The sequence below is a fragment of the Streptomyces lancefieldiae genome (assembly GCF_031845825.1).
GTDB lineage: Bacteria > Actinomycetota > Actinomycetes > Streptomycetales > Streptomycetaceae > Streptomyces > Streptomyces lancefieldiae.
In genome coordinates, this window is record NZ_JAVRFH010000058.1 from 1 (window position 1) to 16,690 (window position 16,690).

Here is a 16,690-nt window from a genome sequence, read left to right on the forward strand (position 1 = left end):
TACCGGCGTCGTGCCGCCTACGGGTCAGCGCTGCCTCGGGTTGCCGCCCCTGGGCATGCGCATGCCCTTCGGCATCGGGCCCTTGGGCAGCGGCATGTTGCTCATCAGGTCGCCCAGGGCGCGCAGCCGGTCGTTGGTCGCGGTGACCTGCGGGCCGGACAGGACGCGGGGGAGCTTGAGCATGGTCGTGCGCAGCTTCTTCAGCTCGACCTGGCCCTCGCCGGTGCCCACGATCAGATCGTGCACGGGCACGTCCGCGACGATGCGGTTCATCTTCTTCTTCTCGGCCGCGAGCAGCGTCTTCACCCGGTTCGGGTTGCCCTCGGCGACCAGCACGATGCCGGCCTTGCCGACGGCGCGGTGCACCACGTCCTGGCTGCGGTTCATCGCCACCGCGGGGGTCGTCGTCCACCCCCGGCCGACGTTGTCCAGCACGGCCGCCGCAGCGCCGGGCTGACCCTCCATCTGACCGAAGGCCGCCCGCTCGGCCCGGCGCCCGAAGACGATCGCCGTCGCGAGGAAGGCGAGCAGCACGCCCAGGATGCCGAGATAGATGGGGTGACCGATCAGGAAACCGATCGCGAGGAAGACACCGAAGACGACGATGCCGACACCCGCGAGTACAAGACCGATCTTCTTGTCGGCCTTGCGGGTCATCTTGTAGGTCAGAGCGATCTGCTTCAGTCGCCCGGGATTCGCAGCGTCCGCTGCAGGTTCCTTCCTCGCCATGCCACGAAGTCTACGTGCCCCCGAAAGCGCGGACGACGGCAGTGCCCGGCGCGGGAGGCGGGGCGGGGCCGAGGAGGGACCGGGGCGTGGTCAGGGCCGGCCGGCGACGGACTGCCGCAGCACGCGCTCCGTCTCGATGCGGTCCTTGGCGCGGCGGCGGTCCTCCAGCACGGAGGTCCAGGCGTTGCGCCGGGCGGTGCGCTGGCCGCCGCTCATGAGCAGCGACTCGACCGCCCGCAGGGCGGTGGTGAACGACGGGATGGCGGTGGCGCGAACGGGCGCGGCCTGCATCGTGGAGGTCCCCCCTCGGTACGGCTCCGGGCACGGAGACGGGTGTACGTGGTGTGATTCCAGGGTCACTGATTGGTGTTACCAGGGCGTGACCCGCCGGTCAAACGGACATGAAGCCACGATGCCGGGGTCCGGAACGGCGTCGCGGCCCCGACCGGTGTCCTCATCTGCGAGGACGGTCGGGACCGCGACGTGTCGGCCACTACTGGCCAGTAGGGCCTTGTGCGTGAATTCACACAGTGCTCGGCGACGGCTCACACCGAGCTCGGGCGACGGCTCACACGGTCGCGGTGTGACGCTGCTCCATGGCCATCTGGTAGAGCCGTCCGGCCCGGTACGAGGACCGCACCAGCGGGCCCGACATCACACCGGAGAAGCCGATCTCCTCGGCCTCCTCCTTCAGCTCCACGAACTCCTGCGGCTTGACCCAGCGCTCCACGGGGTGGTGGCGCACGGACGGGCGCAGGTACTGCGTGATGGTGATCAGCTCGCAGCCGGCCTCGTGCAGCTGCTTCAGCGCCTCGCTGATCTCCTCACGGGTCTCGCCCATGCCGAGGATCAGGTTCGACTTGGTCACCAGGCCGTAGTCGCGGGCCTCGGTGATGACCTTCAGGGAGCGCTCGTAGCGGAAGCCGGGGCGGATGCGCTTGAAGATCCGGGGGACGGTCTCGACGTTGTGCGCGAAGACCTCGGGGCGGGAGGCGAAGACCTCCTGGAGGAGTTCCGGCACCGCGTTGAAGTCGGGGGCGAGCAGCTCGACCTTGGTGCGGCCGGCCTCGCGCCCGGCCGTCTGCTGGTGGATCTGGCGCACCGTCTCGGCGTACAGCCACGCGCCGCCGTCCGGCAGGTCGTCGCGGGCGACGCCGGTGATGGTGGCGTAGTTCAGGTCCATGGTGACCACGGACTCGCCGACCCGGCGCGGCTCGTCGCGGTCGAGCGCCTCGGGCTTGCCGGTGTCGATCTGGCAGAAGTCGCAGCGCCGCGTGCACTGGTCGCCGCCGATGAGGAAGGTCGCCTCGCGGTCCTCCCAGCACTCGTAGATGTTGGGACAGCCGGCTTCCTGGCAGACCGTGTGCAGACCCTCGCTCTTCACGAGGTTCTGCATCTTGGTGTATTCGGGGCCCATTTTCGCCCGGGTCTTGATCCACTCGGGCTTGCGCTCGATGGGGGTCTGGCTGTTGCGGACCTCGAGGCGCAGCATCTTGCGTCCGTCGGGTGCGACTGCGGACACGACCGGCTCCCTAGCGTTTGATTCTTCGGCGTTCATCAGGGTACGCCCGTTGTTCTGTTGGTCGGCGGTGGTGCTGGCCTTGCCGGGGGCTGCCGCCCCCAGGCCCCCGCTTTCGGCCTGAACGGCCTCGTCCCCAAACGCCGGACAGGCTCGGTTTATGCCGCCGGCGCCGGGTTCACGCGGGCGTCTTCTCGATCACCCGCGGCTTGAGCTCCGCGTTCTCCAGGACATCGCGCAGGTGGCGCTCCGCCACCGGCAGGACCTCCTCGATGGTGACGTCCCGGCCCAGCTCGTTGGCGAGCGAGGCGACGCCCGCGTCGCGGATGCCGCACGGGATGATCTTGTCGAACCACTTGTTGTCGGGGTTCACGTTCAGTGCGAAGCCGTGCATCGTGACGCCCTTGGCGACCCGGATGCCGATCGCGGCGATCTTGCGGTCCTCGCGGCGCTGGCCCGCGTTGGACGGGGCGTAGTCGGGGCCGTTGAGGCGGGGGTCGAACTCCTCGTCCGTCAGCCGGGGGTCGAAGTCCAGGGAGAGGCCGCCGAGCGCGGGGCGCTGCTCCACCGGGTCGCCGAGGACCCACACCCCGCTGCGGCCCTCGACCCGGGAGGTCTCCAGGCCGAACTCCGCGCAGGTGCGGATCAGGGCCTCCTCCAGTCGCCGTACGTGCGCGACCACGTCCACCGGGCGCGGGAGCTTCTGGATCGGGTAGCCCACGAGCTGGCCCGGCCCGTGCCAGGTGATCTTGCCGCCCCGGTCCACGTCGACGACCGGCGTGCCGTCCAGCGGACGCTCGCTGTCCTCGGTGCGCCGGCCGGCGGTGTAGACCGGCGGGTGTTCGAGGAGCAGCACGGTGTCGGGGACCTCGTCGGCGAAGCGCGCGGCGTGCACCCGGCGCTGCTCGTCCCACGCCTCCTGGTACTCGACGCGTTCGGCACCGAACCCCATTCGGACGAACCGCAGCTCACTCACGGCAAGTGCCTCCCTGGAAGGTCGTAAGGCACGAACCGTGCCCACGCCACTGTACGACCGTCCCCTTGCCGTCAGCCGGGCGGGCAATCCTCACACGATCGGATGAATGCCTGCGGAAGAGTGCGATGAGGTGCTTACTCTCCGCTACATTCGCGCCGTTCACGAGGCCATAAGGGCTGCTCACAGGCGCTCCGGGCTTATCGAACGCCCGGAAGGCAGGAGACCGCACCGCACCATGACGGAACGACCCGCGCAGCGCACCCCCAACCGCCAGCTCGCCGCGCTCATCGCCGAAGCGGGGTTCTCCAACGCGGGTCTCGCGCGTCGCGTCGACCAGCTCGGACTCGAACACGGCCTGGACCTGAGATACGACAAGACGTCCGTCACCCGATGGCTGCGCGGCCAGCAGCCCCGCGGCACCACCCCCGCCCTGATCGCCGAGGTCTTCACCCGGCGCCTCGGCCGCCGCCTCACCGCCCAGGACCTCGGCCTGGACGCCTGCGCGCCCGTCTACGCGGGACTGGAGTTCGCCGCCTCCCCGGAGGAGGCCGTCGACATCGTCGGCGGGCTGTGGCGCAAGGACTCCGGCAGCCATGCCGAACTGCGCAAGATCGCCTTCACCGCCGCCGGGCTCGTCGTGCCCAGCCGGGACTGGCTGATCGGCCGCCCCGACGAGAAGGTGGCCCGCGCCGAGGTGCCCGTCCGCATCCCCGCGCAGGGCCGCCCGGCGCCTCCCAGGGCCAGGACCCCGTCCCCGCTCGACCCGTCCCGCCGACGGGCCCCGGCCGAGCGCGGCCCCGGCCAGAAGGTCACCGGCGGCGACCTCGCCGCGCTGCGCTCGGTCGGCGAGCTGTTCCGCAGCCTGGACGACCGGTACGGCGGCGGCCACGCCCGCCAGGCCCTGGTCCGCTACCTGGAGCACGAACTCGAGCCGATGCTGCGCGGCACCTACGGCGAGCAGACCGGCCGCCGGCTGTTCGCCGCCGCCGCCGACCTGACCCGGCTCGCCGGCTGGACGTCGTACGACATCGCCGCGCACGGCCTCGCCCAGCGCTACTTCGTGCAGGCGCTGCGGCTCGCGCAGGCGGCGGCGGACCGGACGTACGGTTCCTACGTGCTGGTCACCATGAGCCGTCAGGCGGTCTACCTGGGGCACGGACGCGAGGCGGTGCAGCTCGCGCGCGTGGCCCAGCAGGGCGTGGGGACCTCCGCGCCGCCGGTCGTGCAGGCGCTGCTGCACGCGGCCGAGGCACGGGCGCACGGCCTCCTCGGGGAGGTGCGGGCGTGCACGGCGGCGCTGGTGCGCGCCGAGCGCGCCCTGGAGGCCGCCCGGCCCGGCGACGAGGTGCCGCACTGGGCGCGCTTCTTCGACGAGGCGCAGCTCGCCGACGAGTTCGGACACTGCCACCGCGATCTGCAGCAGTACCGCGCCGCCGCCCAGTACGCGGAGCGCTCGCTGTTGCTGCGCGCCCCCGTGTACGCCCGTAGCCGCCTGTTCTGCCGGGTCGTCCTCGCCACCGCCCGCCTCGGCCTCGGCGAACTCGACCAGGCCTGCCAACTGGCCGCCGAGGCGGCCGGCCAGGCGGCCGAGATGCGGTCGGTCCGGGCGGCGGAGTACGTGCGCGACTTCGAACGGCGGCTGGAGCCGTACAAGGACGCGGCACCGGTGCGGGGGTACCGGGACAAGGTGGCGGCGCTGGGGTAGGACGCGACGGTGGCGCACCGGCCGGGGACGGCCACGGGCCCCGCCGCCCCTCGGTGGGGTGGCGGGGCCCGTGGACCGCTTGCGGGAGTGATCAGGCGGGGCTGTTGTAGCGCTCGATCACGTGCACGGCGTCGAAGGTCCAGCCGCTGGTGGCTTCCCAGCTGTGCAGCGGCGAGTTGAGGGTGCCGTCGGCCTTCGCGGTCCAGGTGATGGTCTTGACCCGGCCGTCCGCGTAGCCGTAGACGGAGGCGAGGTCGTCGCGGCCGTCACCGTTGTAGTCACCGGTGACGATCTTCATCTGGCTGCGTCCGTAGTTCCCGGCCGGGGTGTTCCAGAGCTCGGTGCGGTTGCCGAACTTGCCGTCGGAACCGGCGGTGAAGCCGATCACGGCGTCGTGGCCGTCACCGTAGTCGTACCAGGCGGCGAGGTCGTCGCGGCCGTCGCCGTTGAAGTCACCGGAGTGCATGCTGACGGCGCCGAAGTTCCAGCCGGTGCTGCTCCAGCCGTGGACGGCCGTGTCGTCGAAGCCGCCGGCGGGCGTGGTGGGGAAGGTGATGAGCTTGACCTCACCGGTGGCGTAACCGTAGAGGGCGGCGAGGTCGTCGCGGCCGTCGCTGTTGTAGTCGCCGGTGGTGAACTTCATGTTCGACGCACTCCAGCCTTCGGTGCGGCTGAAGGAGGAGAAGGGGTTGTTGAAGCCCCCGTCGGCCTTGGCGAGGAAGGTGTGGAGCTTGTCGCTGCCGTCGGCGTAGTCGTACCAGACGGCGACGTCGTCGCGGCCGTCGCCGTTGAAGTCACCGGAGTTGACGGTCATGCGGGAGAAGGACCACCCCTCGGTGACCTTCCAGGAGTGCAGCGGGGCGGAGAAGTACCCGCCGCCCTGGCCGAGCCAGGTGATCAGGCCGACGTCGCCGTTGGAGTAGCCGTAGAAGGCGGCCACGTCACCGATGCCGTCACCGTTGAAGTCGCCCGTGAAGCGCTTCATGTTCTCGGCCCAGTAGTTGTCGGCCGCGACGTCCCAGCCGTGCACGGGGCTGTCGAAGCCGCCGTCGGCCTTGGCGGGGAAGGCGTGGATCTCGTCGTGGCCGTCGCCGTAGTCGTACCACTCGGCCAGGTCGCTGCGGCCGTCACCGGTGTAGTCGTGGCGGACGACGGTGCCGGCGGCCCACTGGGACACGGCCCGGGCGTCCTGGATGACGAAGTTGCCGCGGTTCTGCAGGACGGCCCTGCCGCCGGGGGCGGTGGTCCCGGACTCCCACAGGACGGTGCTGCCGTCGGCGTCGAGGACGGCGAGGTTGCCGTTCGTGTCGAACCGGGCGGTGGCACCGGGGTGGCCCGCCGTGCCCGTGGACCACAGGGTCTTGGCCCCGTTGGAGACGACGACCAGGTTGCCGTCGGCCTGCAGGGTGAGGCGGGCGGCGTTGGCGATGAGGCTGTCGCCGGCCCTGAGTACGGCGCCGGGGGTGAGGGTGTTGCCGCCGGCGACGTTGTCGAGCCGGGGCGAGACGGCGTCGTTCCGCTTCTCCGCCGGGTCGGAGCCCCAGCAGCCGCCCTGCCAGGACTGGCTGGCGAGTGCGACCAGCTCGAACTTCCCGTTCTTCTGCCGGACGAGGGGGCCGCCGGCGTCTCCGGCGCAGATGGCGTCGGCGTCGGTCTTGCCGTCGAGGGCGATCGTGGTGTCGGAGACCGACTGGACCGTGAAGGAGGCCGTGTGCCGCGAGACCGCCACCCACTCGTCCTTGGTCCTGCCGAACCCGGCGACCGTCAGCTCCTCGCCCGCGACGGGCGGGGTGGTGGCGAACGGGACGGGGGTACCGGAGACCGGGGTGGCGAGACGGGCCAGGACCATGTCGCGGTCGGCGCGGGGCACGAGCTCGACGACGTCGACGGGCCGGTTGGTACCCGGGGCGGGGCCGAGGACGGCCTTCGTCTTCCACTTGGGCTTGCCCGCCGCCACCTGACCGCCGCCGAGGTCGTCGGCGAAGCAACTGGCGGCGGTGGCCAGCCACTGGGAGGCGACCAGCACGGCGGTGCAGGCCCGCTGGTTGTCGCCTATCTGCAGGCGGGCGGCGAAGTCGAAGCCGCCGTCGGTGACGGCGGGGCCCGTGGCGGCCTGGGCGGTGCCGGCGGTGAGGCAACTGGCGGCCACCGCGGTGGCCATCAGGCCCGCGGTGATCGCGGCGCGGGAACGGATGCGTGACACGGTGCGGTACTCGATCCTTTCGGTGGGCAATGGGTGAGGAGCCGGGTCAGCCGGTGACGCGGAGTTCCAGCAGAACGGTGGGAGCCCCGCCCACCCCCTCACCGACGCCCTGGAAGTCATTCTTGGTCAGGTCGATTTCCTGGGTCTTGCCTTCTGCGCTCAGTTCGGCGTGAATGGCCGTTTCCTCGGTCTGCAGGGCATAGACTTCAGGCACCTCCACACTGAGGAAGCCCGTGGTGGAAGTGGTCTGGAAGCAGTACGTGCCCTCGCTGCTCTTGCGGGTCCAGACCTGGATCTGCTCCGGAGAACCGTCACATTCCGCGAAGAAGACGTGTCCGTCCCCTCGGTGGAGGGTGATGCCCTTCTCCGCGAGGATGCGATCGGCGCCGGGGTGCTGGAAGTCCTCCACCGCGTACGGCGGTTGCTCCGCCGCGGCCGCCTGAGCGGCGGTCGGCGAGGTACCGGAACCGGTGGCGGCGTAGCCGAAGGCCGAAGCACCCGTGATCGCGCAGACGGCGACGAGTCCGGCAAGAAGTGACGTGCGAATTCGGGGTTTCACCAGAATTCCCTTCTGGGGCGAGGCTGTATCTGTCGCACATGTCCGTTCCGGGCGACGTGTATTGCCGTGAACGTGCATGCATGGCACACCGAAGGTCGAATGACATCGGCTGGTGCGAATTCGGACAGCGCTGATCCCCTGACCGGTGACCGCGAACCAGCCCCCTGTCTCGCCTCCTTCGCGGCGTACCGATGGCGCAACGTATCACGCGCTCACAACTCGCTTACATATGGCCCACATTCAGTACACACGTAGGCTCTCGGTGCCGAAGTACGGCCACCGACAGGCGAGTTGTCGGTCAGTGAGAGGATATGAGTCTCTTGAGTCGAAGACTCACCAAACGCATAGTTCCCCGGATGCGTGTGCATGTGGACGGAAATCGCGGCGAGCCGCTATGGAGGCTCGCCTCCCTGCGCGCGCTGTGCATCAGCCTCCTGATCGCCCTGCTGCTGGGCGCGCTGGGCGCCGTCCCGGCGTCCGCGGACGACGAGCTGCCCGGCGACGAGGAGGTGACCGAGTACATACCTGCCACCGACCGCGGCAGGGTGCTCGAGGTGTGGCAGTCCGGTGGGCCGGCCGCCAAAGCGGCGGCCGAGGCGGCGTTGCTCGGGACCGACGAGGACGTGCAGAAGTTCCTCGCCGGCGAGAAGGAGATCGCCCAGCTCAGCGACGACCGGGTGGCGGCCGTCCAGATCCTGTCGTTGGGCGGGCGGGAAGTGCGTGCCGCCGCGCAGACGGCGCTCGCAGGCACGCCCGAGGATCTGCGCTCCTTCCTCAAGGACGGTTGGCAGGCCCCGCTGGAGCAGGACCAGCGGGTCCAGGCCGTGCAGGTCATCTCGGCAGCCTCTGGACGCGGCGTCAAGGAGGCCGGTCAGAAGGCGCTTGACGGCACCATCGAGGACGTGCGGACCTTCCTCAACGAGGGGCAGTACACCGCCGCCGACAACGATGCCCGGGTGCAGGTCGTCCAGATCATGAGCACCGGCGGGGACGCGACCCGTGAAGCGGCCAGGGTGGCCCTCGGCGGGGACATCAACGACGTCCGCGAGTTCCTCGAAGTCGGCCAGCACATCGCGCGGGCGCGGGACCAGGAACACGCGACCGTCGCCCAGCTCGCCGAGTGGGCCACCGAGGCGGGCCGGCAGGCCAAGGCCGAGACGGAGAAGGCAAAGGAGGCGTCGGCCCGCGCGGTCGAGGCGACGCAACTCGCCAAGGAAGCGGCGCAGAAGGCGGCGAAGGAGACCGAAGCTGCCAAGGAGGACGCCCAGAAGGCGTCGAGCGCGGCCGGTAGGGCCGCCGATGCCGCCAGGGGCGCCGCGCGTGCCGCGCAGCAGGCCATCGACGCCGCCAACGCCGCCACCACCTCGGCCCGCGTCGCCGCCAACGCCGCCGCGCAGGCCGCGTCCGCCGCCGCGGCGGCCGCGCAGGCCGCCTCCAACGCCCGCAAGGCCGCCGCCGCAGCAGCGACCGACGCGGGCAAGGCCTCCGCTGCCCGTGCGGCGGCCGAGGACGCGCGTAATGCCGCCAAGGGGGCGCAGAAGGCCGCGACTGCCGCCGACTACGCCGGAACCGCCGCGTTCGAGGCGGCCAATGCCGCCAAGGCGGCGGCCGGCGCGGGAGCCAACGCGGACGCCGCGGCCGGCGCGGCGGCGGAGGCGAGTGGCCAGGCCGGCGTGTCCGGCGCTCAGGCCGCCCGGGCCAAGGCAGCGGCGGCCGAGGCCCATCGCCACGCCGCCCAGGCCACCGCCGCCGCGAACCGGGCGGAGACCTTGGCCGGCAAGGCGGCCAAGGCCGCGCACGAGGCCCGGGACGCCGCCAATTCCGCCGCTGCGCACGCCGAGAAGGCCGCGACCGCCGCCGACGAGGCGGCCGATCACGCGGGCAATGCGGCCACCGCCGCCGCAGAGTCCACGAAGCACGCCAATGCCGCCAAGGAGGCCGCCGACGCGGCGACGGCGGCGGTCACGAAGGCGAAGACTACCTTCACGCTCGCTCGTGAGATCGAGAAGGAGGGACTGACCAGCCGCACCGCGGGAGCGATCGAGCAGGCCCGTTCGCTCAAAACGCTCGACGACGAGCGCAAGGCCGCAGAAGCCGAGCAGGCGAAGGCGTCCCAGGACCTTGACGAGGAGGCGGACCGGCTGGCCGCCGAGGTCACGCAGCCGGACGCCGACGTCACGACCGTCGCGGCCAAGGCCCGCAAGGTCGCGTTGAACACAGTGAAGACACGCGGCCCGTGGAGCGTTGCCGCGGCGGAGGTCGCCCTGGCCGGCTCCGACCAGGACATCATCGAGTACGTCCGCACCGGCCGGGACAAGGCCCTGGAGCTCGACAACCGGGCACGGGTCAACCGCCTCGCCACCGACTCGGAATCCGCGGCCGTCCGCGTGGCGGCGGAGGCGGCACTCGACGGTGACGCGGCGACGGTCGCGGACTTCCTCGCCACCGGCCAGCACCAGGCCGCGGCCAACGACTACCGGGTCACCGTCACCCAGCTCATGAACGGTGCCGGGCCCGGCGTGCGGGCAGCCGGGCAGGCGGCCCTGAACGACGGCTCCCCCGACAGCCTGCGCGCCTTCATCTCCACCGACTACTACACCCAGCGCACCCAGGACGAGCGGGTACGCGCCGTCCAGCTGGAGGAGTCGGGCACTCCGGAGGTCTCCGCCGCGGCTCGGATCGCGCTGGAGGGGCCGCCGCAGGTCCTGCACGCGTTCACCGAGACCGGGCAGTACAAGGCCAAGCGCCAGGACCTGCTGACGTCGACTCACGTGGCGCGTGTCCAGGGGCTCATCGCCGATGCGTCCGCCGTGGCCGCGACCGCCCAGCAGTTCGCCGCCGAAGCCGGCCGCGCCGCGGCCACCGCGAACGACGCCGCCGCCCTGGCGGAGGAGTACGCGCGGCAGGCCGAGGACTCCGCCGACCTGGCCGCCGACTACGCCGAGCAGGCGGACGCGTCCGCCGACGACGCCGAGAAGTCGGCCGCCGACGCCGCCGCGTCGGCGAAGGCCGCACGTGCGGCGGAAGCGGACGCCCACCGTGCCGCCCGCGATGCCGACAACTCCGCCGCCCACGCCCAGGCCTCGGCGAACGCCGCCGCCGGCTCGGCCGCCGTCGCGTGGGTCGCCGCGGGCGAGGCCCGCGCGTCCGCCGAGGCGGCGGGCAAGGACGCCGCAGCAGCCGCAAGGGCCATGAGCGAGGCACTGTTCGCGGCGGCCACCAAGGCGTGGGCGGAGCAGGAGCAGTGGCGCAAGGAAATGGAACAGCAGGACCGGGCCGACCTGGCGGCACTCGAGGAGCTCGAGGACGCCTTCGCCGACGCGGTGGCGGACGAGGAGAACGACTGGTGGGACCTGACCACCGTCGGCCACACCCTCCTCGACGCGGCGGGCATGGTTCCCGGTCTCGGTGAGGGCTTCGACCTCATCAACTGCGGCTGGTACGGAGCGGAGGGCGACGCCCTCAACTCCAGCCTCTCCTGCGCCGCCGCCGTCCCGATCCTCGGCTGGGGCGCCGTCGGCACGAAGTGGGGCAAGAGCGGCTACTCGGCCGTCGAGGCCTTCGCCAAGTCCATGCGGGCCAACGGGAAGACTCCGCACATCTGGGCCACCGGCAAGCCTTCGAAGGGTTACAGCAACGCCCAGAACGCGTTCATCCACTGGAAGAACCACAAGGCGGAGTTCCCGGAACTGGGCAGCGCGAAGGAGTACGTGGAGATGGCGCACGGATACCGCAACGCGGCCAAGCTGCCGCAGCCGCCTCAGGGGTACCGCGTCTGGGACCGATCCAACGGGAACTACATCGTCTACGACAAGAAAAGCAACACGCTGACCGCCTTCACCAAGGACGACCTCCCCATGAGCATGAACCGCCCCGCGCCCCGCAGCGACGCCAACCCTCGCGGGTACGATCCGCAGGCCTATCCAACACTGGAGGACTACCTGAAGGCGCAAGGAACGGAGCGGTAGATGCCGGAGGAGGAAGCGGTGTCCGCGGCCGAGGACTTCTGCCGCATGTGCGGATACGATGAGGACAGGTTCTGGGAGGCCGGTTGGCCGACCAACACGATCTGTGACTGCTGCGGCAACGAGTCGGGTATCGGCGACATGGGCGCGACGCCCGGCGTGTGGAGCGGAGTGGAAGGGCTGCACGCGTTCCGGGGCTGGTGGCTCGGGTTCGGAGCCCGATGGGAGCGGCCCCGCCAGAAGCCACGTGACTGGGACGTCCTCCGGCAACTCGAGAACATCCCGCCGCAGTGGCGCACCGCTGCTCCGCCTCCGGTCGACCGTGCCCGCCGGATCGCCGAGCGGGCGTCCTCCGGCTCGCTCGGCACCGAGACCGTGTGCCGGGTCTGCGGGTTTTCGGGCGAGGTCTTCTGGCGTGACGGGATACCCACGGAGACGGTCTGCCCGTCGTGCGGGGTCGAGTCCGGGATCGATGATCTCGGGACGCCGGGGGACTGGGACACGCTACGGGGCATCAGGGCCCGTCGCGGATACTGGGCGGCCCTCGGCGCGCGGTGGGCGGATCCGACCGCCCGGCCGGTGAAGTGGGACGTGCTGGTCCAGCTGGCGCGTGTTCCTGACGCCTGGCGCTGATCCGCGGGTTCCGTCCCGACATGGTGAACGGTGGGCAGGGCCACCGGCTTCGGCCGGTGGCCCTGCTCCGGTCTTCGGCGGTCCCCTGAGTGCTTCGGTGGCTCTGCCGCGGCGAACGAGCCCTACGCCGCCGCCCGCACCGTCTCCGCCGTGTGCATCGAGGGGCCCGCCCCCAGGTCCGTCAGGATCGCCGCCGAGGCCCGGTGGCCCGAGTGGAGCGCGCCCTGGACGGTGCTGGTGTCGCGGTGGTCGCCGCACACGTACAGGCCGGCCAGCAGCCGTACCGGCCTGCGCAGGTCGTGCGGTGGGCGCATCGCGGGCACCGCCTCGGCCGTGTGGTGCACGGCGAGGGTCTCCCAGCGGGAGGTCGGGGTGCCGTAGAGGCGGGACAGATGGATGCGTACGGCGGTGTCGACGTCGGACGGGGGAGGGCCGAGGACCGTCGAGGAGACGAGGGTGCGTCCGCCGGGCGCGCGGGACGGGTCGACGAGGCTGACCACCGCCGTGTGCGCGACCGGGCCGCCGCGGTCCGCGTCGAGCAGCAGGTGGGCGCCGGTGGCCGGCGGCTCGTCCGTGGTGTGGTGCAGCACCGTCACCGGGTGGAAGTCCGGCACCCTGAGGCCCGGCAGCAGTTCGGCCGCCGCGCGGGCGTCGGTCGCCACCAGGACGGCCCGGCAGCGGATCACGCCGTGTTCCGCGGTGGTCACGGCGTTGGTGGCGACGGAGGTGACCCGGACGCCGGTGTGCACGGTGCCCGCCGGCAGCGTCCGCGCCAGCAGCTCCGGCAGGGCCTCCGCGCCGCCCGCCGGCAGCACCGGCCGCCCGCTCGCGAAGGCCCGCAGGGCGAGGTCGGCGCACCGGCTGGAGGTGGTGAGGTCCGGGTCGCAGAGCAGCGCGGCGAGCAGCGGACGCAGGAAGCCGTCGATCGTGCGGGCCGGCAGCCCGCGGGCCGCCAGGGCCTGCCCGGCCGGCAGCTCCGGGCGGGCCAGCAGCCGTTCGACCGGCGTGCCCGCCAGGCGGGTCAGCGCGGCGCCGAGCCGGGCCTGGTCGACGGCGGTGCCGAGCGGGGCGCCCGCCCGGGTGCGGGGCGCGGGCGCCGTCCTCCCGGGCACTCGGGGCACGGTGACCGGGCGCCGGGGCGCGGGCCCCGGCCGAGGGGCGCTCGCCAGGGCGCGCACCGTATGGAGTGCGCCCCTTGCACCCCGTGCGCCCGCCGGGGCGCCCGCACGGTGGTGACGGCCCTCGCTGTGCAGCAGGACCCCGGGTGCGAAGGGCAGCAGCGTGAGGCCGTCCAGCCCGGGGGTGAGGTGCAGTTCGGGAAACGCCGTGGACAGCAGCTGTCCGATCCTGTCGAGCCGGAATCCGTCGACCTTCTCGGTCGCCATCCGGCCGCCCACGCCATGGGCGGCCTCCAGGACCGTGGTCGTCACTCCTGCGCGGGTCAGCCGATGTGCCGCGGCGAGACCGGCGATTCCGGCCCCCACGACGACGACGTCCGCCTGGTACGCGGGCTCAAGCACGTGCCCCTCCTCGAGGTTGCGCGGCCGCTGGAGACGTCATGCCCCCAACCGGCCTGAGGGATACCCGAGTTCGGTTCGAGGTTAGGGCCCGGGACGGTCAACGGGAGTCGCACAGAGGTAGAGCACGGTCGCACGGCGGTCGCATGCAGGTGCCATATGGGCAATATGTGGCATGCATGTGGTCGGGAAGTGGCAGGAGATGCCAGGAAACGGTGGCGGGCCGGTGTTGAGCGGGCCGGTCACGGGCCGGGACACGGCTGGCGCGGCCGTGCGCCGGGACCGGAGCAGCGGGCCTCACGGCCCCGACGGCCGGTCGCTCCGTCCGACCGCACCGTGCCCACGCAACCGTGCCCACGCAACCGTGCCCACGCAACCGTGCCCACGTCACCGTGCCCACGTCACCGTGCCCACGTCACCGTCCGGACGTCACAGCGCCGCCCGGATCGCCCCGTCGATCTCCGGGAACGCGAAGCGGAAGCCCGATTCCAGCAGGCGGGTCGGGAGGACCCGGGCACTGCCCAGGACGTCGCCGGCCATGTCGCCGAGCGCGGCGCGCAGCACCGGCGCGGGCACGGCGAAGAGGGTCGGCCGGTGCAGTACACGCCCCATGGCCGCGGTGATCTCACGGTTCGTCAGCGGGTGCGGGGCGGTCAGGTTGAACGGGCCGGACAGGTCCTCGCGGTCCAGGAGGTGCCGGATCGCCGCCACCTCGTCGTGCAGCGCCACGAAGGACCAGTACTGGGACCCGTCGCCCAGCCGTCCGCCGAGCCCGGCCCGGAAGAGCGGGAAGAGCCGGCCCCAGGCACCGCCCCCGCTCGCGACGACCAGGCCGGTCCGCGCGAACACCGTCCGTACCCCCGCCTCCCGGGCGGGCGCCGCGGCGGCCTCCCACTCCACGCACAGGGACGGCAGGAAGCCCTCGCCCGGGGGCGCGCTCTCGTCGACGGCCCGGTCACCCGTCTCCCCGTAGAACCCGATCGCGCTGCCGTTCACGAAGACCCGCGGCGGGCGCTCCAGCGAGGCGACGGCCTCCGCGAGCGCCGTCGTGCCGTGCACCCGGCTGCTGCGGATGCGCGTCTTGTACGCGTCGGTCCAGCGGCGGTCCCCCACCCCGGCCCCGGCCAGGTTGACCACGGCGTCGCACCCGGCGAGTGCGGCCGCGTCCACCCGCCCGTTCTCGGGGTCCCACCGGACCTCGTCCGCGTCCCGGGGCGCGCGGCGTACCAGGCGCACCACCTCGTGCCCGTCCGCGGCGAGGGACCGCACCAGTGCGCTGCCGATGAGACCGGACGCACCGGCCACCGCGACGCGGGAGCGTTCCCCGCCCAAACGTCCATCGTCCATGCGCCCATCCTGCCGGGAGACCCCGGAAAAACCCCGGAGCCACCTCCCGGTTCCGCGTCGTACAGTGATCCACATGCCCGTTGCGCACATACGCCACGCCAGGTCCGAAGACGAGCAGCCACTGCGCCGCCTCGACCGCGACACCTGGTCCTACCTGCACGCCGTCTCGCCCCCGCCGGGGCTGGACGAGCCCTTCTTCCGCGAGCACTCGGGCCCCGCCGACCACCTGGTCGCCGAACTCGACGGCGCCGTCGTCGGCTACCTCCGTCTCGGCTTCCCCACACCCCTGGCCTCCAACGCCCACGTACGCCAGATCCGCGGCCTCGCCGTCGCCGACGCGGCCCGTGGGCACGGCGTGGGCCGCGCCCTCGTCCGGGCCGCCGTGGAGGAGGCCCGCCGTCTGGGCGCCCGGCGCCTCACCCTGCGCGTCCTCGGCCACAACACCGCCGCCCGCAAGCTGTACGAGTCCGAGGGCTTCGTCGTCGAGGGTGTGCAGCCGGAGGAGTTCCACCTCGACGGCGAGTACGTCGACGACGTGTTGATGGGCCAGTCGCTGACCGGTCCGACCGCGCCGACCGGGCCGACGCTCACGACATGACCGGCTCGCCCGCGGCTGTCTGAGAAAGGCCGCACGGGCGAGCAGCCGGGAAACGGCCGTGGACCGGGACGGGGGTTCCACCGGGCGGCACAGCCCATGTCGCGGGCAGGCCGGATCCACCGGACAGTGGGACCATGCGTGTCTTCCGAGGACCGCGCGGGGCCCGGGAGCGGCGTGCGGTCCGTCCACCGCGCGCGGCGCTGGTGCTGCTCGGCTGTCTGCCGGGCCTGGCCGCCGTCGCCGCGCTGGTGCTGTGCGCGAACGGCGTGGAACGAGCGGCGGCGACGCGCACCCACCCGGCCGCCGCCGCGCAGCACACCGCGCCCCGGCCGCCCGTGGTGCCCCGGTCGGTCTGGCTGGGCGACGCCGCCCGCGAACAGCCGCCCCCGCGCTACGACGACAAGGTGCTCGCCGTCTTCGTCCACCACACCGACACGCCGAACGGTTACGACTGCGCCGACGTGCCGGCCATCCTCCGCGGGGTCTACACGGGCCAGACCGGTGCCCGGGACTGGGACGACATCGGCTACAACTTCGTCGTCGACCGCTGCGGCACCATCTACGAGGGCCGCGCCGGCGGCATCGACCGCCCCGTCACCGGCGCCCACACCCAGGGCTTCAACCACCGCACCACCGGCATCGCCGCCCTGGGCACCTTCACCGCCGGCGTGCCCGTACCGGACGCGCTGACCGACGCGATCGCCGCGCTGGCCGCCTGGAAACTCGGCCCGGCCGACACCGACCCGCGCGCCAGGGTCGGCCTGGTCTCCAGCAACGGCCTCAGCCGGTACGCCGCCGGCGCCACCGCGGCCTTGCCCGCCGTGGCCGGGCACGACGACGGCTACCAGACCAGCTGCCCGGGCGCCGCCCTCACCGCCCGCCTCCCGCACATCAGGGAGCTGGCGGCCCGGCTTCAGGGCAGGACCACCTGATCCCACA

At 72.5% G+C, this 16,690-nt stretch carries 13 protein-coding genes; 5 read left to right on the top strand and 8 right to left on the bottom strand.

The genetic code is table 11. The features are described 5' to 3' along the window. Positions 1-24: 24 nt before the first annotated feature. The 4 genes from RM812_RS34735 to lipB form a co-directional block, all read right to left on the bottom strand. On the bottom strand, positions 25-729 hold the full coding sequence (locus tag RM812_RS34735; RefSeq protein WP_311582323.1) for a DUF4191 domain-containing protein: 705 nt from the start codon (positions 727-729) through the stop codon (positions 25-27). 90 nt (positions 730-819) lie between these two features. Further along, on the bottom strand, positions 820-1,020 hold the full coding sequence (locus tag RM812_RS34740) for an SCO2195 family GlnR-regulated protein (protein ID WP_043373722.1): 201 nt from the start codon (positions 1,018-1,020) through the stop codon (positions 820-822). A 277-nt stretch (positions 1,021-1,297) separates the two neighbouring features. Continuing rightward, positions 1,298-2,251, bottom strand: a complete 954-nt coding sequence (gene lipA, locus RM812_RS34745; RefSeq protein ID WP_311582330.1) for a lipoyl synthase — start codon at positions 2,249-2,251, stop codon at positions 1,298-1,300. A 175-nt stretch (positions 2,252-2,426) separates the two neighbouring features. Further along, a complete protein-coding gene (gene lipB / locus RM812_RS34750) occupies positions 2,427-3,224 on the bottom strand; it encodes a lipoyl(octanoyl) transferase LipB (protein WP_311582333.1) in 798 nt (265 codons plus the stop codon). A gap of 235 nt (positions 3,225-3,459) precedes the next feature. Here lipB and RM812_RS34755 point away from each other — a divergent pair, with 235 nt between their 5' ends. Beyond that, positions 3,460-4,929: a regulator gene (locus RM812_RS34755; RefSeq protein WP_311582336.1), complete on the top strand. Its 1,470-nt coding sequence runs from the start codon at positions 3,460-3,462 to the stop codon at positions 4,927-4,929. Between the two features lie 91 nt (positions 4,930-5,020). On the opposite strand, the gene RM812_RS34760 is transcribed toward RM812_RS34755, so the two are convergent. Further along, on the bottom strand, positions 5,021-7,132 hold the full coding sequence (locus RM812_RS34760) for a trypsin-like serine protease (protein WP_311582339.1): 2,112 nt from the start codon (positions 7,130-7,132) through the stop codon (positions 5,021-5,023). A 46-nt stretch (positions 7,133-7,178) separates the two neighbouring features. Continuing rightward, on the bottom strand, positions 7,179-7,769 hold the full coding sequence (locus RM812_RS34765; RefSeq protein WP_311582342.1) for a hypothetical protein: 591 nt from the start codon (positions 7,767-7,769) through the stop codon (positions 7,179-7,181). A gap of 278 nt (positions 7,770-8,047) precedes the next feature. Here RM812_RS34765 and RM812_RS34770 point away from each other — a divergent pair, with 278 nt between their 5' ends. Both RM812_RS34770 and RM812_RS34775 read left to right on the top strand, forming a co-directional pair. Further along, positions 8,048-11,659, top strand: a complete 3,612-nt coding sequence (locus RM812_RS34770; RefSeq protein ID WP_311582345.1) for a hypothetical protein — start codon at positions 8,048-8,050, stop codon at positions 11,657-11,659. Continuing rightward, complete coding sequence (locus tag RM812_RS34775) at positions 11,660-12,289, top strand: hypothetical protein (protein ID WP_311582348.1); 630 nt, start codon at positions 11,660-11,662, stop codon at positions 12,287-12,289. It begins immediately after the preceding gene. A gap of 122 nt (positions 12,290-12,411) precedes the next feature. Here RM812_RS34775 and RM812_RS34780 read toward each other — a convergent pair whose 3' ends face one another. Both RM812_RS34780 and RM812_RS34785 read right to left on the bottom strand, forming a co-directional pair. Next, positions 12,412-13,809 (bottom strand): NAD(P)/FAD-dependent oxidoreductase, encoded by a 1,398-nt coding sequence (locus RM812_RS34780; RefSeq protein WP_311582351.1) that lies wholly within the window; start codon positions 13,807-13,809, stop codon positions 12,412-12,414. A gap of 426 nt (positions 13,810-14,235) precedes the next feature. After that, a complete protein-coding gene (locus tag RM812_RS34785; protein ID WP_311582355.1) occupies positions 14,236-15,153 on the bottom strand; it encodes a TIGR01777 family oxidoreductase in 918 nt (305 codons plus the stop codon). Between the two features lie 73 nt (positions 15,154-15,226). Here RM812_RS34785 and RM812_RS34790 point away from each other — a divergent pair, with 73 nt between their 5' ends. Together RM812_RS34790 and RM812_RS34795 are read left to right on the top strand one after the other, a co-directional pair. After that, positions 15,227-15,751, top strand: a complete 525-nt coding sequence (locus RM812_RS34790) for a GNAT family N-acetyltransferase (protein ID WP_311582359.1) — start codon at positions 15,227-15,229, stop codon at positions 15,749-15,751. Positions 15,752-15,954: 203 nt separating this feature from the next. Then, positions 15,955-16,683: a peptidoglycan recognition protein family protein gene (locus RM812_RS34795; protein ID WP_311582418.1), complete on the top strand. Its 729-nt coding sequence runs from the start codon at positions 15,955-15,957 to the stop codon at positions 16,681-16,683. The last annotated feature ends 7 nt before the right edge of the window (positions 16,684-16,690 follow it).